This is a genomic window from Laceyella putida (assembly GCF_042665195.1).
GTDB lineage: Bacteria > Bacillota > Bacilli > Thermoactinomycetales > Thermoactinomycetaceae > Laceyella > Laceyella putida.
On record NZ_JBHTBW010000062.1, the window covers coordinates 112,399 to 135,584 of the forward strand.

Genomic DNA, 23,186 nt, shown 5'->3' on the forward strand with positions numbered 1-23,186 from the left:
ACTTCATTATAAAACAAAATCGGGGGGCGGAAAGGGCGATTGCGCGGGCGACAAGAGATTGACATAACCGGGGCCGTGTCAGGTCAACAGGTCCCAACCTTTTTGTGCCCACAAGCTGTGCCTTTTTGGATAGAATAGGAAAGACAGGAGGGACAGAAAGATGAACAACAAACAAATCGCAGGCGTATTGAACCAATTGGCCGACTTGATGGAGATCAGCGGTGAAAATGGGTTTAAAGTGAATGCTTATCGGCGGGCGGCGCGCACGGCGGAAAATCATCGCACGCCTCTTCGGGAAATGCTGAACCGTTTGGTGGAATTACCCGGGATCGGCAAGGGAACCGCAGGGGTGATTGAAGAGATTGTGACGACAGGGACAACTTCGCTGCTGGAAGAGTTGAGGCAAACGTTACCCCCCGCTTTGCCGGATTTGTTGCACTTGCCTGGCATGGGGCCCCGTTCGATCTATCTGTTATATAAGGAATTGAATGTGGTTGACCTCCCCACATTGCAAGCGGCGGCTGAACAAGGAAAAATACGGTCTTTAAGCGGATTTGGCCCCAAAAAGGAACAGAAGATCCTGGAAGCGATTCAGCATGTTAAAAACCGCCCCGACCGTCATTTGTTGCATGAGGCACTTATCGTGGCCGAGAGATTGAGCGCGCATTTGCAAGGAATGGAAGAGGTACAGCGGATGGAACTGGCGGGGAGTTTGCGCAGGCAGAAAGAAACCATTAAGGACATTGATTTCGTGATTGCGACGGTGGCCCCCCGGCAATTGGGAGAGCGCATTGTATCCTTGCCGGAAGTGCGAGAAATCGTCGGACAAGGGGAGACCAAGGTCAGTGTGCGGGTGGCGGTTGGTGAAGTGGAGATGGGGGTGGACTTCCGTCTGGTCACGCCTGAGCAATTTGCCAGCGCGCTCCATCATTTTACGGGATCGACGGAACATAACATCCGCATACGCCAAAGAGCCAAAGAATTGGGATGGAAAGTGAGCGAATATGGCATCTTGGATGGGGAAACGGGGGAAGTGACCACATTTGCGGACGAGGCCCAATTCTTCCGCCAGTTAGGTCTCTCTTATGTACCGCCGGAATTGAGGGAAGATCGCGGCGAGATGGAACGGGCAAGAGTTGGTGAACTGCCCCGGCTCATTTCCGATGCAGACATCCGAGCCGATTTACATATGCATACCGAGTTCAGCGATGGCGCCGATTCCATCTATGACATGGCCATCGCGGCGAAAGCCAAAGGCTATGAATATATAGCGATTACCGACCATTCCCAATCATTGAAAGTGGCGAATGGACTCACGGTGGATGAATTGATTGCGCAATGGCAAGAAATCGAGCAAGTGAATCGGGAGATTACCGATATTACCATTCTCAAAGGGGCCGAAGTCGACATCTTGCCAGACGGCAAATTGGATTATCCCGATGAAATCTTGGCCCAGCTCGATTTAGTCATTGCCGCCGTCCACACAAGCATGAAACAGGATGAACAAACGATGACCAGGCGAATCATTGCGGCCATGGAGAATCCCCATGTGCACATGTTGGCCCATCCGACAGGAAGGTTGCTGTTGCGCCGGGAGGCTTACGCTTTGGATATCGACGCCATTTTCAAAACAGCGCAAGCGACCGGTACGATCATCGAATTAAACGCCAATCCGCATCGCCTTGACCTGAGCGATGTGCTATTGCAAAAAGCAAAAGAGGAGTATGGCCTTACGTTTGCGATTAATACCGACGCGCATTCCGTGCATGGCCAGGATGTGATGCGTTATGGAGTGGCCACAGCCAGACGGGGTTGGTTGGAAGCGAAAGATGTGGTCAATACGTATCCGTTGGCAGAATTGAAAAAGAGATTGATCAAATAAAACCCTTTCGTTTGCAGAGGAATGAAATGGGACGGAGTTCGGCATAATAACGAAAAATACCAACCTGGGAAAGGGTTGTTGTTTGCTTATGAAACGCCGAACGATATATCAACTTCTCATTTTGCTGGCCGTGACGCTTGTGCTGGCGGGTGGGGCCGGTCCATTATCCGCCATGGCCGTGCCACAGCCAAAGCCTGCTTTGGCTGCCTTTGGGCCGGGTGTGCTCAAACCGGGGGCACAGGGCAAAGACGTTTATGAATTGCAAGGCCGCCTGAAACTGCTGGGATTGTACACCGGACCGATCAACGGGGTTTTCACCCATCGCACCTACTTGGCGGTACGGTTGTTTCAATATCGGTTTGGGATGAAAGTGGACGGGACGGTCGGTCCCAAAACCAAGCTGAAATTATGGAAAGCGACGAAGCATTGGACCCCGGCCATGACGCAACCGAAAAAGGCCGGTGGCTTAAAACCGGGCTCGCGTGGCGGCAATGTGTATGACTTGCAAGGCCGGTTGAAATTCCTCGGATTTTATACCGGGAAAATTGATGGACATTATGGAGACCGCACCACCAAAGCGGTGCGTTTGTTCCAATATCGGTTTGGGATGAAAGTGGATGGAGTGGCGGGCCCGGCAACACTCACCAAGTTGCGCAAAGCCACCAAAAACTATTCCCCAGCCAAAATCGGACAAACCGCCAGAAGAACCAGAACCAAAACGACCTTGCCCCGTTCTTCCAACGGGTTCAGTCAAAATGATTTAAAACTCTTGGCCCAAGCCGTTCATGCGGAAGGGCGCGGCGAACCGTATGTGGGACAAGTGGCCATCGCTTCGGTGATTCTCAACCGGATCGAAAGCGAAAAGTTTCCCGACACTATCTCCGGCATTATCTTTCAACCGCTTGCGTTTGAAGCGGTAGCGGATGGACAGATTTGGATGGAGCCGGACGAAACGGCGAAAAAAGCGGTGATGGACGCCGTGAATGGGTGGGATCCATCAGGTGGAGCCTTGTATTATTTCAACCCCGCTCGCGCCACCTCCAAATGGATTTGGAGCCGCCCCCAGATCAAGCGAATCGGCAAACATATCTTCTGTCGTTGAAATGACATCGAGCCTGTGGTCAAGGCTCGATGTTTCCTTTTGTCCGAACATGCTATAATAGGTAGAGGATTTTATTGATAGAGGAGTTGTCGGCGTGGAGCAATGGACGCTGAAATCACTGGAATTTAATCGTGTGAAAGAAATAGTCAAAGAACAAGCCGCGACGGTTTTGGGAAAGGAAAAAATAGATCATTTGCAACCGACTGCCGTGCGTGAGGAAGTGGAACGGCGCCTTGCGGAAACGAGCGAAGGGATGGATTTGTTGCGCTTAAAAGGCGATGTTCCTTTTGGGGGCATTCGCGATATACGGACCGCCATCCGTCGGGCCAAGATGGGAGGCATTCTGAATGAGGCGGAATGTCTCGATATCGCGACAACGATTTCCGGCGGGCGCAAGGTAAAGTCCCACCTGCGCCAACTTGAGGTGGAAACAGCGGCGTTGCCGCGGTTGCGTGAACTGACGGAACAAATTGAAAGTCTGGATCAACTTGAAGAAGAGATTTTTGCTTGTATCGACGAGCATGCTGTGGTCAAAGATCAAGCCAGTACGGAGTTGCGCCGCATTCGCCAGCAGATGGATGCCGTAAGGCAACAAATCCAGCAAACGTTGAATCAAATGTTGCGCAGTTCCCACTATACCAAAATGATGCAAGAACCGTTGATCACGCAACGCTTCGACCGGTACGTGATTCCGGTCAAGCAGGAATATCGGGGGCAATTTGGCGGCATTGTGCATGATCAATCCTCTTCGGGAGCCACTCTGTTCATCGAACCGGAAGCCGTGGTGCAGTTGGGAAATCGTCTGCGGGAATTGGAGCTGTCCGAGGAAAGGGAAGTAGAACGGATTTTAAGCCTGTTGACGGGCAAAGTCCAAGTGATGGCGGAGGAGTTAAGCCGGAACATCGCGCTTTTGGCAGAGCTTGATTTTATCGTTGCCCGGGCCCGTTATGGTTACCGGGTCAAAGGCGTGTGCCCGGCGATCGCGGAAGACCGCGTGTTAATGTTGAAGCAAGCGCGCCACCCGCTGATCCCTCGGGAAGAAGTCGTGCCGATCGACGTGGAAATGGGGAAACGGTACCGAGCGGTCATCATCACCGGCCCCAACACCGGCGGGAAGACGGTCACGTTGAAAACCATTGGTTTGCTCGCTTTGATGACGCAATCGGGGTTGCCGATTCCCGCGCAGGAAGAAAGCGTGATGCCGATCTTCAGCGGGGTATTTGCGGATATTGGGGATGAGCAAAGCATTGAACAAAGCTTGAGCACTTTCTCAGGCCATCTCACCAACATCATTCAGATATTGCAACATCTGGATGAAGCGAGCCTGGTCCTGTTCGACGAGTTGGGGGCGGGAACCGATCCCACAGAAGGGGCGGCGCTCGCGATGGCGATCTTGGAACACGTGATTGAACTTGGTTCCATGGTGGTCGCCACCACTCACTACAGCGAGCTGAAATTATTTGCGCACACGCATCCGCAAGCGATCAACGCCAGTGTGGAATTTGATGTGGAAACGTTGCGCCCCACTTACCGGTTATTGATCGGGGTGCCGGGACGAAGCAATGCGTTTGCGATTTCCAGTCGCCTTGGCTTGCCCGCCTCGATTATTGAAACGGCCAAACAGCACATATCCATTGAAGAAAACAAGTTGGAAGAAATGATTGCCAGCTTGACCACTGAACGCAAATGGGCTGAAGAAGAGCGCAAGCAAGCGGAATCGCTGCGGCATGAAGCGGAAGAACTGGCCCGCGATTTGCGCCGCCAGTTGGATGAGTGGGAAGAAGAAAAGAGGCACGTCAAAGACAAAGCGCGGCGAGAAGCGCGGGATATCGTTGCCAAAGCGCAGCGGGAAGCGGAAGAAGTGTTGAAAGAATTAAGGGAATGGGCGAAATTGCGCCCACAGGAGTTGAAGGAACACCAGCTGATCGAGGCGAAAAAGCGATTAGACGCATCCATTCCGGAAATGGAGTTGTCGAAGAAGACGGCGACCCGCTCGGCCAAACCACAGAAGATCAAAGTGGGGGACGAAGTGCTTGTCTTAACCGTCAACCAAAAAGGGAGCGTCGTGGAAGATCTGGGCAATCACGAGTATCAAGTGCAAATTGGTTTCCTGAAAATGAAAGTGCATCGTGATCAACTGGAGAAGCAAGCGGAGTCAAATCAAAAGCAGATGCCGAAGAGTCATTCAACGGTTAAACGGTCCACATCCGATGTCAAACCGGAGTTGGATTTGCGAGGCAAGTTGGTGGAAGAAGCATTGATGGAGATTGACCAATATTTGGATAAGGCCATTCTAGCCGGTTACAAACAAATCTCCTTGATCCACGGCAAAGGGACAGGCGCGTTGCGCACAGGCGTTCAGGAGTTTTTGCGCCGTCATCGCAGTGTCAAGTCCTATCGATTGGGGGCACATGGCGAAGGTGGATCGGGAGTGACCGTCGTCGAACTGCGCTAGAAGCAAAGACGGTTGTGACGGAGGGAAAGTATGAAGTATTTACCGCCGATTTTGGGGACTGTGGCCCTGCTCTTTTTTCTGGTCGGAGTCATTTGGTTTATGATAAATGCTTAACAGCGAAAGCCTAGCGTAGGGTAAACGACGCTAGGCTTTTGACTCTTTTTTAAGGGCAGATGATGCGCAAACGGCCAAAAGACTGACCCGGTACGGGAACGGGACATTGGTCTTCAATGGCGTAGCGGATTTGGGTGTTGGTCTTGCCCTGGCTCGCCAAATAAGCGGCGGCCCCGCTTACGAATGCGGTGGACATGGAAACGCCAGATAAGGTTTGGTATGCGCCGCCAAGGTAGGTGGTAATGATATTGACGCCGGGTGCGCCAACATCAATCCAGTTGCCGTAGGAAGAGAAAGAGCATTTGTTGTCATTTTGGTCTGTGCAAGCCACGGCGATGACATTGGTGTAATAGGCGGGATAGCTCGGTGTGGTGCTGGCGGAGCTTCCCGCCGCCGCCACGAGAACAGCGCCTTTGCTCCAGGCGTAGTTCACCGCGGTTTCCAGTGCGATGCTGCTGGTGGAACCGCCCAAGCTTAAGTTGATCACTTTGGCGCCTTGGTCAGCCGCATAGGAGATGCCGCTGGCGATATCGGCAAATGTGCCGCTGCCGCTGTCGTTCAATACGCGAATGGCAAGGATTTGCGCCGTGTTCGTCGTGCCGGCAACGCCGATTCCGTTGTTTATATTGGCTGCCGCGATTCCCGCCATCGCCGTGCCATGGCCATTGCCGTCTTGCGAGACGCTGTCGTCATCGACAAAATCCCATCCTTGGATCACTTTTCCGGAGAGATCGGGGTGGTCTGCTAGCACGCCCGTATCGATGACGGCCAATTTGACGCTATTCTCGGTCCCTGTAAAAGGGCCGCCGATTTTTTGCAAGCCCCATTGTTGCGGGTAGTAAGGGTCATTGGGAGCGGCGAGCGCGTGGGCAATATAGTTGGGCTCCACATATTCCACCTGGGGGAGCTTTTTGTATTTGTTCATCATCTCGGAGACGGATTTCCCTTTGAACTGGATCACTTCAAACCCTAGCTTTTCGTTCCGTTTCAGCACTTTGGCGTCGTTTTGTTGGTGGATATTTGCTTTTGTCTGTATGGAAGCGCTTTCTTTAAACTTGACGATCAGTTGGTCTGGGGCAAAACTGGTTTGCTTGGCTGGTTGGGCAAAGGCGAGGGTGGGGAGGGAGAAGATCAAAAGCAGGATGGCAAACATCATGAAGCGTTTTGGGATCATGAGAATCCTCCTTTTGCATTGGTTTTTGACAAGATCCTTCAAATACTGGTCTTACTTGCGGGGATGTGAATGGCAAATATGAAATGGACCACACCCGCGGGTGTGGTCAGTGGTTATGGTCCCTTAATATTGCACGGCTTTATAAGCGTTGACGCGTCCTTTTGTCCAGTATGTTCCGGTGCCGCTGATTTGGTCAGCGGTGTTTTCAATGGCCGCGCGGATATTGGAAGCGCTACGTCCCTGCGAAGCCAACAGGCCCGCTACCCCGGCAACGTGAGGCGTCGCCATGGAGGTTCCGCTCAAGGAAGCATAACTGCTGGTTGGGTATGTGGAGTAAATGCTGGAGCCTGGAGCGGCAACCTCTACCCAAGTGCCATAAGAAGAGAAGGAAGATTTGGTATCGCTGGAAGTCGTAGAAGCGACTGCGATCGCATTGGAGTAGTAAGCCGGATAGTTAGGAGCGGAGGTTCCGGCGTTGCCGGCAGCCGCCACAACAACGGAGCCTTTGTTCCAAGCGTAGTTGACCGCATCTTGCAAACCGGTGGCGCCGGAAGTGCCGCCCAAGCTTAAGCTGATGACGTCGGCCCCTTGATCAGCCGCGTAAGTGATTCCGTTTGCCACGGCTGTCCAGGTGCCGCTGCCGCTGTTGTCGAGCACGCGTACTGCCAGGATGGAAGCTTTCGGGGCGGTACCCGCGATCCCCGTGCCGTTGTTGGTCACCGCGGCGGCGATACCCGCGCAGTGGGTGCCATGTCCGTTACCGTCTTGTGGAGTGGCGTCATTGTCAACGAAGTCCCAGCCGCCCACCACTTTGCCGGCCAAGTCGGGATGGTTGGATTGCACCCCGGTGTCGACAATGGCGATTTTCGCGCCTGTGCCGTCAGCGATATCCCATGCTTGCGGAGCTTGGATTTTTTGTGGCCCCCATTGCTGGCTGCTGAAGTAGGGGTCGTTTGGCGTATAGTCGGCATGGACATAGAAGTTTGGCTCAGCGTACTCGACGTTTGGGTCTTTTTTCAGTTTGGCTACCGTCTCTTCAACAGAGCCTTTCACCTTGACGACTTCAAAGTCCAATTTGCTGTTTTTCTCCACAACTTGCCCGTTTGCTTTGGCGCGAGCCGATTGGACGGCGCTGGCGGAGGCGGTGTCTTTGTATTTCACCACGACTTCACCGGGCGCATACAGCTTGCCGGCTTTGCTGTCCACTTCTTCGGCGAAGATGGCCGACGGCAGGGCGACACTGGCAAACAATGCAAATGAAGCCAGCAGGGAAACGCTCTTTTTCATGAAATATCCTCCTTTAGGAGTGGATTCGCCTTTTTAAAGTTTGCATGATTCCAACGATTATGGTTTTGATGGTGGAGCTTTGCGGTGTCTCGTCAACCGTCCGTGTGCGGCAAAGGCCCACAGCACTTGACGGCGGCCATGCCCTGTGCGTGCCGAATACCATGGAATTCCCGCTCAAGGAAGCATAAGTGCTGGTTGGGTAAGTGGTTTAGATATGGAATGGTTACATCCATCGAGATTTCGTCATAAGCCAGGTGGGATCGGATGCTCAAGTGCATATACGCTTTTGGGGCTAACCGAAAACAAGGTTGCTGAGGGAACTATACTTGCCAGTCAAACGAGGGAAGAAGCAAACGAAATCTTCGTTTTCACAGACAACGTCAACCTTTCTTGAGACAATCAACAGCAGGATTTTGTCAAAGCTTCCCGGCCGTTCATCATCGAATGAATGAACACAGGATTGGAATGCGTAAGGTTGGAATGGCTGTCGGCAGCAAACCAGATGATAAGAGAAAAGAAGCAAATAGGAAGAGAACAAAAAAGGTGGTTCGTCATGATTGAAATGAACAGGCGGGGAATATTATTTCAGCCCCTCCTTTCATGTTTGACTATATTATCTTTTCGTTAATTGATTAAGATTTCCTCCCTATAAACATAAAAAAATAATAATATTTTTGTTTCTAATAAATGGTATTATTTTGATTCAATTTAGAAGTTGTGGAATGATATGGTCAATATGCGTGTTTAGTTTGACTTAAGTAATGTAAATCGATAAAGTGCATAGAAATACTTGGGTAACGAACGAGTTTTAAAATAAGACATGGAAAATAAAAAATTTGGTTAGAGGTATGATGTGTATATTTTACAACCGCAAAGAAAAAAGGCCTTGATGGGCCTTTAACTTTATTCGTCTATATGAAACTTTCTCATCTCTCTTTTTAATTGGTTCATATAAGCCATCATTTCTTGTTTTTTTGCTGGATGATATTGCTGGGGATGAAGGGAGATCTCATGCAGGATTTGTTCGGCTCGTTGATAGCTCGCTTGTAGTAAGCGATAATATGATTTCTTGGCTGGTGCCGTGGTGATGGTTGTGCTCATGCTCATCCGCTCCTTACGTAACAATTCAACCAATTATTATCATATCAAATTGTCTGTCTGTAGGGAATATTTTCAAATCAAATTGGATTCGGCGATCATCCGTTAACCAAAAAAAGTGAGGAATTGATTATTGGCGATCATTCTGTTGTAATATAATGATACTATGACAAAAAGAATTAGAGTGAGGAATCATGAAGATCGGATATCGGACAGTAAAGACCGCAGTTGGAACGACATTATCGTTGGCCATTGCCCAGTGGTTGGGTTTGCAATTTTACAGTTCCGCCGCGATTATTACCATTTTGTGCATTAAAACGACAAAAAAGAAATCGTACCAAACCGCATGGGAACGGATAGTCGGGTTTGCGCTGGGAATGGCTACTTCCACGATTATTTTTGAGTTGATCGGTTACCATGCCTGGGCCTTGGCTTTGGTGTTGTTGGCCTTTATTCCCCTGTGCGTGAAACTGAATGCGACCGATGGCATCATTTCCGCGACGGTCATCATTTTGCATCTGTATTTACTGAAACACGTTTCCCTCGCGATTGTGCTCAACGAGATTCTTCTGCTGGTCATCGGAATCGGGATGGCGATGTTGGCCAATTGGCACATGCCAAGCAATGAAAGGAAATTAAAAGAGAGCCAGGCAAAAATCGAAGCCAATTTCCGGACCATTTTGCACGAGTTTGCCGCTTATCTCCGTGAAGGAAACCAACATTGGGACGGAAAAGAGATAACCGAGACGGCGCGGTTGTTAAAAGAGGCCAAATCGTTGGCTTTGCGGGATATAGAAAATGTGGCGCCTTATGATTGTGCGTATTATTATCGGTACTTTGAGATGAGGGAACGGCAATTTGAGATCCTTGAGCGGATTGCGCCAAGTGTCTCTTCATTGGATCAGTGTTGCCAGCAAGGGAAGTTGATTGGCGATTTTCTCGACAGATTGGCCAATGCGGTGCATCCGGGAAATACGGCGTCATATTATCTGGAAGAGCTGGAACAGATGAGCGATCGGTTTAAGGCGTCCCCGCTCCCGCAGACACGGGAGGAATTTGAGACACGTGCCGCTTTGTATCACTTTGTTGGCGAGATGAAACGGTACTTGAAAATCAAACGCGACTTGTGGATTAAGCAAAAGAAAAAAGAAGAGACGGAAAAACATAAGCTCAACAGGACAAAGTGATGGGGTTGAGAGGGGGAGCGGCTGGCGGAAAGGCCGTTCCTCTTTCGCTCAAGCGCTTTTTTTATGCTGTCTACAATCTTTTCTCTATCACACGCCGCCAGATGATTGAAAATGCGGAATGTACTATATAATGAAATAAAGGTGTTGGTTTGACCAAGAAGAAAGGGGAGCATGCATATGACGGTACAGCGGATTGCGGTGGTGGGTGCGGGGTTGATGGGTAGGGGAATTGCCCAAGCGTGCGCGATGGGTGGGAAGGCGGTCACTTTGCATGATGTTGCCCCTGGCGCGATAGAACAGGCCAAACGTGAGATTCAAGCCAGTTTGGCCCGCTTTGTCAAAGCGGGGAAGCTGTCGGAAGCGGAAAGCGCCACGGCATGGACGCGAGTGACAACCACTTGCCGATTGCCGGACGCGATAAAGGGTTGTCAATTGGTGATCGAAGCGGTGCCGGAGAATCTGGAAATAAAGAAGCGAGTGTTGCATGAATGTGACCAATTGTGCGATGCGGAGACCATCTTGGCTACCAATACGTCTGAGTTAAGTGTAACGGCCTTGGCCGCCGCGACCGGGCGCCCTGATAAAGTGCTTGGCATGCATTGGTTCAATCCCGCTCCCGTCATGAAGTTGATTGAACTGGTACAGGGTATCACCACGTCGGCAGAGACGGTAGAGCGAGTGGTCCAAGTGGCTCGGGAGATCGGCAAAGAGACGGTGTTGGTAAAAGACCGGCAAGGCTTTGTCACCACCAGGGCCATTGCGGCACACTTGATGGAATGCATGCGCATTTACGAAGAAGGGATCGCCACAAAAGAGGATATTGACAAAGCGGTGCGCCTGGGACTCAATTACCCAATGGGCCCGCTCGAATTGGCCGATTATATTGGACTGGATACGTTGCTCTTCGCCAGCGAGGGTTTGCTGGAAGCGTATGGGGAACGGTTTCGCGCTCCCCAAATATTGCGCAAACTCGTGGAAGCGGGCCATCTGGGACGCAAAAGCGGCAAAGGGTTTTATGACTATGAGGGGAGATGAGGTGGTTTGATGCGGGAAGTGGTGATTGTGGAAGGGGTGCGGACCCCCGTGGGAAAACGCAATGGCGTGTTGCGTCGCTGGCATCCCGTCGAGTTGGCCGCGAGTGCCCTCGATGAAGTGATGAAGCGGGCTGGGGTGGAGAAGGGAAAAGTGGAAGACATTGTGATGGGATGTGTGACACCGATCGAGGAACAAGGTTTGAATATTGGCCGGTTGGCGGCATTGCGGGCGGGGTTCCCGGTTCATGTCCCCGCCGTGCAGATTAATCGCATGTGCGGCTCGGGACAACAAGCTTTGCACTTTGCCGCCCAAGCGATCCAGGCGGGAACGATGGATATCGCTCTGGCCGCCGGGGTGGAAAGCATGACGCGGGTTCCCATCGGAAGTGATGGGAATGAGCAGACGATTCCCGCGGCTTTGCAGGAACGGTTTGAGTTTATTCATCAAGGGGTGTCGGCGGAGCGCATTGCCGACAAATATGGAATCTCCCGGGAGGCGTGTGACCACTATGCGTATCAAAGCCACCAGCGAGCAATAAACGCGACGAAAGCGGGCCGCTTCTCCCGTGAACTCATGCCCATCACCGGTCACGACAGCGACGGCAAAGAAATAAACGTGATGCAGGACGAAGGGCCGCGCCAAGACACCTCATTGGAAAAGTTGGCCCAGTTGAAGCCGGTTTTCGTGCCGGATGGCATCATCACCGCAGGCAACTCCAGCCAGATGAGTGATGGGGCGGCGGCGATTTTGCTTATGGAAGCGCAAACAGCCCGGCAGTTGGGGTTGCGGGCCCGAGCGCGCATCATCGCGCAAGTGGTGGTGGGATCGGACCCCACGCTCATGCTGGATGGAGTGATTCCAGCCACGAGGAAGATCCTGGACAAAACGGGCCTAACGTTGGAACAAATTGACCGCGTTGAGATCAATGAAGCGTTTGCGCCGGTTGTATTGGCCTGGCAGAAGACACTGGGCGCAGACCTGGCGAAGGTAAATGTGAATGGAGGGGCGATTGCATTAGGCCATCCGCTGGGCGCGACAGGGATCAAGCTGATGACGACGTTGGTGCAGGAATTGGAGCGAATCCAGGGCCGTTATGGCTTGATGGTGATCTGCATCGGGCATGGGATGGCGACGGCAACGTTGATTGAAAGAGTAGAAAATTAAGAAGAGAAATATAGGTGATTATCAATTTTATCAATAGAATAGTGGTTGTTAGACCATCTTTGGGAGAGAAGGAAGTGGGAACTTGTTGAACCGATCTGTTCGTACACTTTTTTGCGGTCTATTGACTATGTGGCCGAGTGGGACGCACCCGGTATGATACGGAAAATCCCACGTGTTTGCGCCGCTTGGATAACAACAAAGTGTACTCGGCGGATTGGGTTGGCGAAGTGCATGCGGATGGCGAGATTTGGTCACAAGGGTTGTATGAGATGGAGGGGGCGTTTGGACGGGGTGTGGCTACCAAAATCATCTTGCAATCCCACTGGTCGTTAACTCCGGAATCGGGTTTCCAAGAAGGCTTGCAATCCTTGCTCGCGGCTGACCAGGTTTTGTATGGAGGCGCGCATCAAGCAGAGATTGAGCGTATTTGGACCGCCCGTGGCATCACTGTGAATCAATAATGGTTACGAAAACCGTTTCTCCGCTTGGGGAGAGGCGGTTTTTTTGTGTTGCGCGATGCGGTGGATGAAGGGAGGGAGAAAAGCGGATCAGGTTGAGTTGGTTTCTTTTGGCGGCGGGATAACCATGCACGCAAAACTCCCTCACTCCGGAAGCATCGAAGTGAGGGAGTTTATTTATGCTCTTGGCGGGCGTGAAAATGGATTTGGATTTCTGTTTCTTTTTTGTCCATCACCGTTGCCGGAGATGCGGTGGGGATGGCGGAAAGGCAAACCGCTTCAGGTTGCTCTTCTTCCTCATCTTCAAAAAAGTGACTCATGAAGATCCATTCCGGCTGAATCATGCCCATGGCCACTTGCGTATATGGCAGATATTTGGGATGTATTGGGTATTTTTCTTCTTTTGTCAAATGAAATCACCTCCGAGTGCCTATGATGAAGCATATGCAATTGTCAGCTTGACCGATGCGAATGAGAGCGCTTTTTTACCAAATTTGTCTCATTGAATTTATTTCGTTTCGCGAAATATAATAGCAGGTGGATCTTGGGACAGGTGGAGGAAAAGCGACGATGAGGACGAAATTGTGGACGAAGGACTTTATCCTGATTTGTCTGGCGAACTTTTTCTTGTTTGCCGGATTTTTTGTGTTGTTGTCAACCTTGCCCGTTTATGCGGTTGATGAATTGAAAGCGCAAGAAGGGCAAGTGGGTTTGATTGTCGGGATGTTTACGATTGCTTCGGTTCTGATGCGGCCTTACGGTGGATTGCTGGTCGATCAATTGGATAGAAGAAAGATTGTATTATGGACGATTTGTTTGTATTTGCTAGCGACGTTCAGCTATTTTGCCGCGATGAGTTTTGCGTTGTTATTGGTGATACGGATATTGCATGGAGGGATGTTCGGAATAGCCACTACCGCCTTGGGCGCCGTTGTGACTGATATTATCCCATCCGCCAAACGGGGGGAAGGATTGGGGTATTTCGGAACCTCCAACATGCTGGCGATGGTCGTCGGCCCCGCTTTTGGCCTGATGGTGATTCACGCCTTGTCTTATCAATGGCTCTTTTTCTTTTGCGGCCTCTTAGTCCTGGTCAGCCTGTTGTTGATCATGTTGGTGAAGTTCCCCAAGGACACCGCGCAGTCACCACGGATGCAACCGCGTTTCACTGACTGGGCCAAGATGATCGAGCGCCAAGCGTTTTACTATTCCATGCCTATCATTGGCTTTGCCATGGTATTTGGCGGCATTGTTTCGTTTATTTCCCTTTATGCGGCCGAGTTGGGCGATGCCGATATGGCCGGCGGCTTTTATTTTTGTTATGCCTTGGCCTTGGTGATCGCCCGGCTCTTCTCGGGGCGCCTTTTCGATCGCAAAGGACCGGATTATGTCGTTTATCCAAGTGTTATCGCCTATGTCATCGGTTTGATCTGCATGGCCTTGGCCGAAGACAAGGGGTTGTTCTATGCGGCGGGGGCGCTGATCGGTGCCGGTTATGGAAGTATCCAGCCTTGCCTGCAGGCGCTTGTCATTTCGCGTGTGCCGGCGGCGCGGCGCGGAGCGGCTACGGCTACGTTCTTTATCGCCGCTGATTTGGGCATCGGGGTTGGCTCTTTCCTGCTGGGCATCATTGCAGCCTGGTTCGGTTATCGGGGCATGTTTCTATTCACCTTGCTTTTTGTGGCAAGTTCCGCGCTGTTATACTGGACAGCGCGGCGAACGGAGAAGGATGCGAGTCAGCCGGAAGTGACGCGATTGAGTGCGTGAATATGGGAAAGTAAAAGAGACACCATTTTCTGTGCGGTGTCTCTTTTATGCTTATTGCGCCAAACTTAATGCTTATCCCAACGCAACCATTTCGGATAGTGATTTTTTAAGAGTCCTCCCGACACTTTTCCCCAGCCCAGTGCAAATCCATCAACGGTAACCAAGGTCCATCCTTTATTAAGTGAAACGGGAAGCGCTTCACCTTGCAGATAAAGCAATAGCCCGGGATCGTCCGCGCTGAAATCCACCGTTTGTTTCACCTGTTCCGGCCAAGCGGATAAGGCCAACGCATGGGCGGGGACAAAATGGCTCTTTTTGACTTGACCCAAATATCGGCCGGGACGCTCTACTTTTAGTCCTTTTAACGACGGTAATTCGTCCGGAACGAGATAGAGATGCTCGCCATACAGGGTTAATTGGCCATGAAAAAGCTCGGGTTTACGGTATGTCTCATTGACAAATTGCTGCCAGAGCGTTTTAGCTTGAGCATGGATGGAAGGAAATCTGCCGGGGCGTTGTTTGGTTCCCTCTGCCAAAACGTCTTTTTCCAATACGGCGACAAAATGGCCTTCACCCCGCAAGCGATGTGGCCAGAGACGGGCCGTCTTGCTCAGTTCGGGGTTAGCGGTGTGCGTCCATTCGGGATGTCCGGGTTGATAATGGGCCAACTGGGGTACCGGAATGAGACGGAACTCGGGATGCTCGGCAAGAAAACGGACGAGCACCCCCTCATTTTCTTGCGGGTTGAACGTGCAGGTGGAGTAGACCAGACGTCCGCCAGGCCGCAACATGGGGGCGGCGGCGGTTACAATTTCCAACTGAAGGTCGGCGCATTTTTCCGTTGCGCGCAAGCTCCAACGTTCACGCGCATCCCTGTCTTTGCGAAACATCCCTTCCCCCGAACACGGGGCGTCAATCAAAATGCGGTCAAAAAATCCGGCAAACCGCTCCGTCAACCGCAAGGGGTTTTCATTTAGGACCACGGCATTGGTGACACCGCACCGTTCCAGATTCTCCACCAGCGCTTTGATCCGTTTGCCATCGATTTCATTGGCGACGAGAAGCCCTTGGCCCTGCATCTTTGCCGCAATTTGTGTGGTTTTCCCACCGGGAGCCGCGCAGAGATCCAAAATCGTTTCACCCGGTTGTGGCTCAAGGGCTTCAGCCGGCGACATCGCACTCGCATCTTGGATATAATAGAGACCCGCCGCATGATAGACATGTTTGCCAGGTCGGTCTTGTTCATGATCATAATAAAAGGCTTCCTGGCACCAGGGAATCGGTTGCAGATGAAAGGAAACACGCTCAGCCAACTCCGCTGGAGGCAGTTTGAGTGTATTGACCCGCAGACTGCGGGTAGGTGCCTCTTCATATGTATGGATAAACGCTTCGTATTCATCCTTAAGCAATGTTCGCATCTGCTTCAGGAAATCTTCAGGCAGTGAAACCATGATTGTCCTCCTCAAACCATCGATACAGGCAATTATATCATAAAACGGAAGAATACCCTGCATGGGAAGGCGGGGTTTGAAGGGGAGGGAAGCAGGGAAAAAGGCTGGGTGGATAGACCAGCCTTGTTGAAGGAGGCAAAGAGATGGGCATTCCGAAATTTCCCGATGTTCCTCCGCTTAATTCGGCACAAGTGCAAGCGTTGACGGAAATCACCTTCATGCGCCATCTGGCCAAACGAACCTTGCCGCAATATGATCTTTTGTTTGTCTTTGGAAGTTCGCATCCAGAAATATGGGCCACGGCCGCCCGCGCTTATCATCAAGGAATAGTCAAGCGCATCATGATCACCGGGGGATACAAGGCCAATGCGATTCGACATGCTGGCTGGACCTATGGGACAACGCCAGAAGCGCAAGTGATTCGCGATAAGTTGGTTGAGTGGGGCGTCCCCTTGCACTTGATGGATTGGGAAGATCAATCGACCAATTCGCTGGAAAACGTATTGTTCGGATTGCGAAAGATTAATGTGAACGGGTTATCGTCCCTCTTGTTTGTCAGCAAGTCGTTTGCCGTTGGCAGACAGTACCGCACCTTGAAGAAATATCTGCCGGATGAGATGGTGATCGAGGCTTATCCCTCGCTGACCACCATCAACAAACTCCCCGTTACGGCCTGGGGATGGTCGCAAGTAGCCGCGCATCGAGCGGTGGTGTATGGCGAATACTTGCGCATTGTAGCGTATGGGAAGCGTGGCCATATTTTGCCGTTGGCCAAAGAAATCCCCGGTTTGTAGAGTTTATGCCTGGGCAACGTTTTGTTCGCGCAGACGAAGCTCTGATTGCAACTCGACAAGGAGCGAGATGTACTTCTCGTGATTGCCGATATTCTTCCAACATTCTGACAGGTTGAGCAGGATGCGTTCTTTCAACCGCAGGAAAGAATACTGATTGGTGATCGTCAACGCCTCATCATACGGTTGAATTGCTTCTTGATGCTTTCCGGTTTCTAGATAGTAATCTCCCAGCGCCACCAATGATTCGCAAAAACGATGGGCATCATTGTACTTTCTCCCTTTGGCGACGGCTGTGGTCAAGTGTTCGTAAGATTGATCCCATTTTTTCATTTTGCTGTAGAGTTTGCCCAGTTGTGTATGGGTGGAAACCAACACATACTTTTTGTCCTTCAGCTTGCCTTCAAGGCGCAGGGCGAGGTTATAGCAATTTTCCGCTGTCATGTAATCATTTGCGTTTTGCAGAATGTTCCCCCAAACGGTAAGCAGTTCAACCCCTTTTTCGTGGCTCCCGTTTTCACGGGCGATAAATAATCCCTCTTTGGCAAATTGCAACGCTTTTTCGTACTTTTTCTTTTGATTGAGGAGTGTCGCTTTCAATTCATACATGTTCAGCTTCACTTCCAAGATGTTGATGTCTTGGATCGAGCCCCATAACTCATCAAGGGTTTGCAAGGCTTCATCGATGCGATATTGCTTTTTCCAAGAAATATACTTTGTCGATCATCAAGAAATGCTTGATTTCTTGGCGATCGGCATTTTCATTGAAAGCGGACAACCCTTTATTGGTGAAGTCGAGCGCCTGTTGGAGAGAGTTGTCCCGTTGGTAATAGATACGACCTAATTCCTTATAACAAGCGGCTTTAATATTATTTTGCGATATGAATTGCTTAGCATTGATATGTTCTATGGATTGGAGGAAGAATTTCTCCGCCGTTTTCAGATTGTTTTTCTTAACGTAACACAATCCTTTAAGATAAAGGATAATATCCATATATCCGCCTTTCGTATGTTTTTGCAGAAAGCGGAGCCGCTCCAATGCGCCGTCACAATCGAGATTGATGCACGTTTCAATGAGAAAGAGCAAGTTTTCCAAATGCTGAAATTCCCGTTGTTCACGATGAATCAACTGAGGGATGTCCTCAACATTAAATCCGAGCTTGCGACAATAATATTCGCGATTCTGGGGCTTGACCGTTGGAATGCCCCGTTCAATGCTGCTGATGGTGGCGAAAGAGATATGTTCATCTTCCATGTCTTTTAAGCGCAGGCCTTTTTCTTTTCGAATCTTCCGCAAGGCCTCGCCCAATGTCTTTAAATCGCTCACGTTCACCATGATCACCTCTTTGCTTTTATCTTATTTTTTTGATATTGATTTGTCTAGCATTTTTTCAAAAAAAATCGCAAAGTTTATATAATTTAAAATAAGAAATTAAAAAAATGTCATTATGAGTGTATTTTTCCTCTAATATGGCTGTATTTAAAAATTCGTTAAAAAGTGATGTGGGGGTTATGTGGGTGGGCTCCATAAATGAAATCATCCGCTGTGAATGTTACAGCGGATGCGAGGTTCATGGGAATCGTTATACTTTTTTGTGCTCTTTCACGACCGTATCCTCTTTTTGCTCAAATTGGTCTTTGTACTCAACGAGATCGATTTGGCAACCTGAGCCGATGATGACATTGTTGCCGCGCACCACTTTGGCTTTCGTGTTTTCCAGATAGATGTCATCGCCTTCAATCGTATCCGCAACCAGTTCATTGGTGTAGTGGAGGATGGATTTGAGCCATTTGAAAAGGGAGAAATCCAGGCCGTCTTTTTCAATGCGGATCGTTTCACCGCCGATCTCTTTCGCTTGGCATTTGCCGTAAAGCCGCACATGGATATGGCCGGCGTTTAGCAGACCATCAATGGTAAAGCCCCCCCGGGCTTGAAAATCTTCCGCTTCACAATCCCCTTTGATGGTGGTGGCGCCTTTGATCTCAATTTCCTCACTCGTTAAATTGCCTTCAATGGTGGTGGCTCCCATCACTTTCAGTTCTTCGCAGATCACATACCCGTAGACGTGTGCTTGCCCTTTTACTTTCATCTCTTCGACTTCCACTTTTCCCTTGATTGTCGTTTCACCGGCGATATCAAATCGTTCGGCTTTGACGTTGCCGGCAAACGTCGTTACCCCATAAGCCTTTATGCTGATGCAATCAACATCGCCATGGATGCGTCCTTCGCCATTGATGCTTAAGCGATCATACAACCCGCCCGCGGCGCTCCCAGAGCCGGAGATGGTCAAATCGCGGCGTTTTTCTTTATCCATGTGCCTCGCCTCCATGCCATTTCATTTTACATTCTTCAATGCAAGTAAGTAGATTTAAGGTGACGACAACCCGTACGCTATCTTCAAAGTAGATTTCACCAGGTTGTGCAAGGATGAAAGAAGTGACGCCCATCTTGCGGATGAAAACCAATTGGCCGCCCGATTGCTCTACCTTCTCGTAATGATCACGCAAAACCTGAAGGAGGGCTTTTCCTTCCTCCAAGCTGATTTCTCCCTTGGAAAGCAGCTTATCCAGGATGTACACATGCAAGGCTTCTTTGAAAGTGAAAACGTTCTTTTCCGCAAACTGTTGTGTATACAATTGAAGGGAAGCTTCCGAAACAATGTTACGTTTGATTAATTCATGGGCCGCCAACGTCGTTGTGGTGGGGACAGTGGAGAACATGTCCGCGATCTCATCAAGCGAGAGATCGTCTTTCATACTCTTGATCTTTTCCACGCGGTCTAGAATTTGTTCTTTGGGAAAAAAGGTTTCCTGCCCTGTATAGGTGGACTTGCGGATAAACCACTCTTCGGGAATAAGGTTTTTACGCTTCCAACGGTACAGTTGACCGTAGGATATGCCAGTCAGTTCAAGCAGATCTTTTTTGGAAATAAGCTCCTTCTCCATCGCGGCTCCCTCCTTCATCATCAGTGTAACATAACAATGTTACGTTGTGAAGCGGTTTTACTCTCAGCGATGCGTTTGTGGGGAAGTGGGGTTTTCTGCCGGAGAACGGGTATCCCATTCCATGCACCGGACGGGAGGCGCTTGCAATGCTATGGATAAAAAAAGAAAAAACCTGCTCGCCGGCGTCACGCATATGCCGCAGAACAGGTTTAGTGAATGGGAATGAGATGCCCAATCCTCGCTTGGAGATCAGTTTATAAACTCATGTTGATCCAGGTTCGGCTTGGCACATTACTTTACGGTAGAAGGGATTGTCCAAGAATTCCCTGTGTTTGCAGAGGGGGATTGGTCAACGATAATACACCCCATTGTAGTATACATAGCCGACAGGGTCATGCGTAAAATGGATGACCGCATAACAGCAGTTTTCGGGCGTTTTGTATGCTTCATCTTCAGGGATGAATTCGCCTTTGATCTGGATGGAGGAACCCACGCGCAGGGGAAGAGAGCCTTCCGTTCCTTGCTCATCGATGCGAATCGAGGCGAAAATTTTGCTTGGCACGGAAACGGAACCGCTGACGAGACGAACATTGCTGATCAGTGCGTATTGATGCTCATAGTCTGAATCATAACCAGGCAGGGACTGGATGGTGCCGGTAATCGTAACGACTGGCCAGGATTCGGTGCTTACCGATTGCTGTACGGGTGTGGCCGCCCCGGTTTGCAATGGGAATATGACAGAACAGGCGAGGAGTCCGACGAGCAGTAGTTGACGCAAGATTTTGAACAAAGGAAACCCTCCTTGGCATGATGTGAGAGCCTACCGGATGGCTCTTTCTTTATTTTAGCACAGTTTGAATGATTATATTTAAAATTCACTATTTTTCAGATTGATTCATAGAAAGATGACGGTTTGTTTAAGTTTTTTAACATTCGTTTTGTTGATTTTTGCGGAATTGTAAGATCCATTTATTTTAGGGAGAATGAAAAGGTAAATGAGAATAAAGAATAGCGATTGTAAACGCTTTCCGGATTTATCGGCAGGTACGTGGGCATGTCCCCAACGATATTCTCACCATGGTCGGAGGAGAGGCTATCGCCCTCCTCTTTCCATTGGCTCATCACTTTTTGTTTTTGGCTTTGCTCGTTTTGAATTGCCACCAAGCGATGGCCACCAACGGAATGGTGATGAAGATGATCAATAAAGTCCAATTCAATGTGCTCATGGTGATTGGGAAATCCCTTGCCCTCCTCATATGGGAATAATTCAGTCATTTTAGTATGTTATTTTTTGGTGATTGTATGCATTGTTGGATATCGCCAAAAACGTTTTTGAAGATGGGTGGGTTGTTTCATCATGGCTCCAATTAAAGAGATAGCCAAAAAAAGGCTTTTGAATGCCGTGTGCGGGGAGAAAATGAAGCGGAAGCATACCGGCAATCGGTTCACTATATCAAAAGTTGCATGGCCAAATTGGGTTGAAAAATTTGGTGAGGATTGGTTGAATTTTTTCAATCCAATCCGTTTTTGTGCAAACGATGAGCCATTCTCTTTGGATCAACAAATCACCATTGCTTCATTCTTTTCTCTGCCACGGGGTGAAAGCGATGACGCAAGCCCTGTGTTCAAATGATACTTATGGAAGGTTGGGGATATAACATGAAGTTTTTGCTGGCACCTGATTCATTTAAGGAATGCATGACCGCAAAAGAGGCGGCGCTCACCATGCAACAAGCCGTGTTGCGGGTTTTCCCCGATGCGGGGACCGTTCTGCTGCCGGTTGCCGATGGGGGGGAGGGAACCCTCGACGTGTTGGTTGAGACGACCCATGGCAGGGTTTATGAGACCGAGGTGACCGGTCCGTTGGGCGGGTCGGTCGTAGCCAAGTATGGCATTCTGGGCGATGGAAAAACAGGTGTCGTCGAGATGGCGCAAGCGAGTGGACTTCATCTGGTTCCCCCCGACGAGCGCAATCCGCTCTGCACGACCACTTACGGCACCGGGGAATTAATGCAGGCCGCGCTCGCGCATCAGCCCGAGACCCTGATTGTCACGATTGGGGGAAGCGCCACCAACGACGGCGGGATCGGCATGTTGCAAGCCCTTGGTGCGAAGGTGTTGGATGCCCGGCAAAAAGACATTCCCTTTGGGGGAGGTAGCTTGGGCAAGATCGCTCAAATCGATTTGAGTCACATCGATCCCCGGCTGGCTCAAACGAACATAAAAATCGCCTGCGATGTAACCAACCCGTTGGTGGGACCGCGCGGCGCGAGCTATGTGTTTGGCCCGCAAAAAGGGGCAACCCCGGACATGTTGCAACAATTGGATGACAACTTGACTCATATGGCCAATGTCGCGTTCCAAGCGACAGGCCTCTCCCTCCATGATGTTCCGGGCGCGGGCGCTGCGGGAGGGCTTGGGGCCGCGCTACTCTTGTGTGGGGGCAGCCTGGTACCGGGGATCGATCTGGTGTTGGATCTACTTTCCTTTGACGAGCAGGTGAGGGATGCGGATTATGTGCTGACGGGTGAAGGAAAGATTGATGATCAGACCCCAGATGGCAAGGTGATCGCGGGCATTGTCAAGCGGGCCAACCAGAGCGGGGTTCCGGTCATCGCGTTTGCGGGCACTGTATTGCCGGGATATGAGTCTCTCTATGCGCAAGGGTTGCTGTCAGCGAACAGCATTATCCCAAAGCCGTGCGCACTTGAAGAAGCGTTGGCTGCGGGAAAAGAATTTCTTTTTCAAGCTGTAGAGAATATTGTTCGATTATTAAAATAGATCCAGAGGCACGGGAGGATAAAAATGGCCCAGTTCAAGATGGATGATGACAAGAAGAAGCGCTTACGGGATAAACTTCAGCTTTTGTATGGTGAAAACAGCACTGAAGTCCTAACGAAAGTCGAGTCCTTGCCCGAAAAATAGGCTAACCGCGCCCCTGCGGTGAAACCGTGGGTTACGGAAGATGATGTGATGTTGATCACCTTCGGGGTTTCTATCAAAGACCCCCTGCAAACCTTCCGTCAATTTTTAAACTGGTATTTAAAAGGGATGATTACTTCCGTCCGCATTCTTCCCTTTTATCCATATACTTTCGATGATGGGTTCTCGGTGGTGGACTATCGCCGGATCAACCCGGAGCTGGGGGATTGGTCGGATGTGCAAGCCCTTGTGAATGATTTTGACCTGAAGTTTGATGCGGTTATCAATCATATCTCCAAAAGTAGTGCTGAAAGAATCCGGCATTAACCGTCGCATCAACCGCGAAAAGCTGG

At 50.2% G+C, this 23,186-nt stretch carries 21 protein-coding genes and 2 pseudogenes; 13 read left to right on the forward strand and 10 right to left on the reverse strand.

The genetic code is table 11. The features are described from left to right. Window positions 1-160: 160 nt before the first annotated feature. The 4 genes and pseudogenes from polX (at window position 161) to ACFQNG_RS17640 (ending at window position 5,439) form a co-directional block, all read left to right on the forward strand. Complete coding sequence (gene polX / locus ACFQNG_RS17625) at window positions 161-1,882, forward strand: DNA polymerase/3'-5' exonuclease PolX (protein ID WP_379867069.1); 1,722 nt, start codon at window positions 161-163, stop codon at window positions 1,880-1,882. Between the two features lie 172 nt (window positions 1,883-2,054). Next, window positions 2,055-2,270 (forward strand): annotated as a pseudogene (locus ACFQNG_RS17630) (peptidoglycan-binding domain-containing protein); the annotation flags it as partial. Then, window positions 2,247-2,984 (forward strand): spore cortex-lytic enzyme, encoded by a 738-nt coding sequence (gene sleB / locus ACFQNG_RS17635; RefSeq protein ID WP_379867126.1) that lies wholly within the window; start codon window positions 2,247-2,249, stop codon window positions 2,982-2,984. The pseudogene ACFQNG_RS17630 and the gene sleB, both read left to right, overlap by 24 nt. A 94-nt stretch (window positions 2,985-3,078) precedes the next feature. Next, window positions 3,079-5,439 (forward strand): endonuclease MutS2, encoded by a 2,361-nt coding sequence (locus ACFQNG_RS17640; RefSeq protein WP_379867071.1) that lies wholly within the window; start codon window positions 3,079-3,081, stop codon window positions 5,437-5,439. Window positions 5,440-5,602: 163 nt separating this feature from the next. Here ACFQNG_RS17640 and ACFQNG_RS17645 read toward each other — a convergent pair whose 3' ends face one another. The 3 genes from ACFQNG_RS17645 to ACFQNG_RS17655 all read right to left on the reverse strand — a co-directional run bounded on the left by ACFQNG_RS17645 (window position 5,603) and on the right by ACFQNG_RS17655 (window position 9,115). After that, on the reverse strand, window positions 5,603-6,727 hold the full coding sequence (locus ACFQNG_RS17645) for a peptidase S8 (RefSeq protein WP_379867073.1): 1,125 nt from the start codon (window positions 6,725-6,727) through the stop codon (window positions 5,603-5,605). 123 nt (window positions 6,728-6,850) lie between these two features. Further along, the gene (locus ACFQNG_RS17650; RefSeq protein ID WP_379867074.1) at window positions 6,851-8,014 is read right to left on the reverse strand and encodes a S8 family peptidase; all 1,164 of its coding nucleotides are present in this window, start codon (window positions 8,012-8,014) and stop codon (window positions 6,851-6,853) included. Window positions 8,015-8,917: 903 nt separating this feature from the next. Then, entirely contained in the window at window positions 8,918-9,115 is a 198-nt protein-coding gene (locus tag ACFQNG_RS17655; protein WP_379867076.1) for a hypothetical protein, read from the reverse strand. 191 nt (window positions 9,116-9,306) lie between these two features. Here ACFQNG_RS17655 and ACFQNG_RS17660 point away from each other — a divergent pair, with 191 nt between their 5' ends. From ACFQNG_RS17660 to ACFQNG_RS17675, 4 genes and pseudogenes are all read left to right on the forward strand, one after another. After that, a complete protein-coding gene (locus tag ACFQNG_RS17660) occupies window positions 9,307-10,299 on the forward strand; it encodes an aromatic acid exporter family protein (protein WP_379867078.1) in 993 nt (330 codons plus the stop codon). 177 nt (window positions 10,300-10,476) lie between these two features. Further along, entirely contained in the window at window positions 10,477-11,334 is an 858-nt protein-coding gene (locus tag ACFQNG_RS17665; protein WP_379867080.1) for a 3-hydroxyacyl-CoA dehydrogenase family protein, read from the forward strand. Between the two features lie 9 nt (window positions 11,335-11,343). Further along, the gene (locus tag ACFQNG_RS17670; protein WP_379867082.1) at window positions 11,344-12,498 is read left to right on the forward strand and encodes a thiolase family protein; all 1,155 of its coding nucleotides are present in this window, start codon (window positions 11,344-11,346) and stop codon (window positions 12,496-12,498) included. A gap of 129 nt (window positions 12,499-12,627) precedes the next feature. Beyond that, window positions 12,628-12,959 (forward strand): annotated as a pseudogene (locus ACFQNG_RS17675) (M36 family metallopeptidase); the annotation flags it as partial. A 170-nt stretch (window positions 12,960-13,129) separates the two neighbouring features. Here the strand turns inward: ACFQNG_RS17675 and ACFQNG_RS17680 are convergent. After that, window positions 13,130-13,366 (reverse strand): hypothetical protein, encoded by a 237-nt coding sequence (locus ACFQNG_RS17680; protein ID WP_379867084.1) that lies wholly within the window; start codon window positions 13,364-13,366, stop codon window positions 13,130-13,132. A 160-nt stretch (window positions 13,367-13,526) separates the two neighbouring features. On the opposite strand from ACFQNG_RS17680, the gene ACFQNG_RS17685 reads away from it, so the two are divergent. Continuing rightward, the gene (locus ACFQNG_RS17685; protein ID WP_379867085.1) at window positions 13,527-14,723 is read left to right on the forward strand and encodes an MFS transporter; all 1,197 of its coding nucleotides are present in this window, start codon (window positions 13,527-13,529) and stop codon (window positions 14,721-14,723) included. Window positions 14,724-14,788: 65 nt separating this feature from the next. Here ACFQNG_RS17685 and ACFQNG_RS17690 read toward each other — a convergent pair whose 3' ends face one another. Further along, window positions 14,789-16,174, reverse strand: coding sequence for an RsmB/NOP family class I SAM-dependent RNA methyltransferase (locus ACFQNG_RS17690; protein WP_379867087.1), 1,386 nt, complete (start codon window positions 16,172-16,174; stop codon window positions 14,789-14,791). A gap of 143 nt (window positions 16,175-16,317) precedes the next feature. Between ACFQNG_RS17690 and ACFQNG_RS17695 the strand changes: the two genes are divergently transcribed. After that, entirely contained in the window at window positions 16,318-16,968 is a 651-nt protein-coding gene (locus ACFQNG_RS17695) for a YdcF family protein (protein ID WP_379867089.1), read from the forward strand. Between the two features lie 3 nt (window positions 16,969-16,971). Here the strand turns inward: ACFQNG_RS17695 and ACFQNG_RS17700 are convergent, their stop codons facing one another. The 5 genes from ACFQNG_RS17700 to ACFQNG_RS17720 form a co-directional block, all read right to left on the reverse strand. Then, a complete protein-coding gene (locus tag ACFQNG_RS17700; protein WP_379867092.1) occupies window positions 16,972-17,640 on the reverse strand; it encodes a tetratricopeptide repeat protein in 669 nt (222 codons plus the stop codon). A 4-nt stretch (window positions 17,641-17,644) separates the two neighbouring features. Continuing rightward, window positions 17,645-18,298, reverse strand: a complete 654-nt coding sequence (locus ACFQNG_RS17705; protein WP_379867095.1) for a helix-turn-helix domain-containing protein — start codon at window positions 18,296-18,298, stop codon at window positions 17,645-17,647. Window positions 18,299-18,548: 250 nt separating this feature from the next. Next, entirely contained in the window at window positions 18,549-19,280 is a 732-nt protein-coding gene (locus ACFQNG_RS17710; protein ID WP_379867098.1) for a polymer-forming cytoskeletal protein, read from the reverse strand. Continuing rightward, a complete protein-coding gene (locus ACFQNG_RS17715) occupies window positions 19,273-19,911 on the reverse strand; it encodes a YhbD family protein (RefSeq protein WP_379867100.1) in 639 nt (212 codons plus the stop codon). The genes ACFQNG_RS17710 and ACFQNG_RS17715 overlap by 8 nt, the downstream gene beginning before the upstream one ends. A gap of 349 nt (window positions 19,912-20,260) precedes the next feature. Then, the gene (locus ACFQNG_RS17720; RefSeq protein WP_379867102.1) at window positions 20,261-20,701 is read right to left on the reverse strand and encodes a hypothetical protein; all 441 of its coding nucleotides are present in this window, start codon (window positions 20,699-20,701) and stop codon (window positions 20,261-20,263) included. A gap of 567 nt (window positions 20,702-21,268) precedes the next feature. Between ACFQNG_RS17720 and ACFQNG_RS17725 the strand changes: the two genes are divergently transcribed. The 3 genes from ACFQNG_RS17725 (at window position 21,269) to ACFQNG_RS17735 (ending at window position 23,160) form a co-directional block, all read left to right on the forward strand. Next, window positions 21,269-21,544, forward strand: coding sequence for a hypothetical protein (locus ACFQNG_RS17725; protein WP_379867104.1), 276 nt, complete (start codon window positions 21,269-21,271; stop codon window positions 21,542-21,544). Window positions 21,545-21,570: 26 nt separating this feature from the next. Beyond that, a complete protein-coding gene (locus ACFQNG_RS17730) occupies window positions 21,571-22,692 on the forward strand; it encodes a glycerate kinase (RefSeq protein ID WP_379867106.1) in 1,122 nt (373 codons plus the stop codon). A 162-nt stretch (window positions 22,693-22,854) separates the two neighbouring features. Beyond that, entirely contained in the window at window positions 22,855-23,160 is a 306-nt protein-coding gene (locus tag ACFQNG_RS17735) for an alpha-amylase family glycosyl hydrolase (RefSeq protein WP_379867108.1), read from the forward strand. Window positions 23,161-23,186 lie beyond the last annotated feature (26 nt).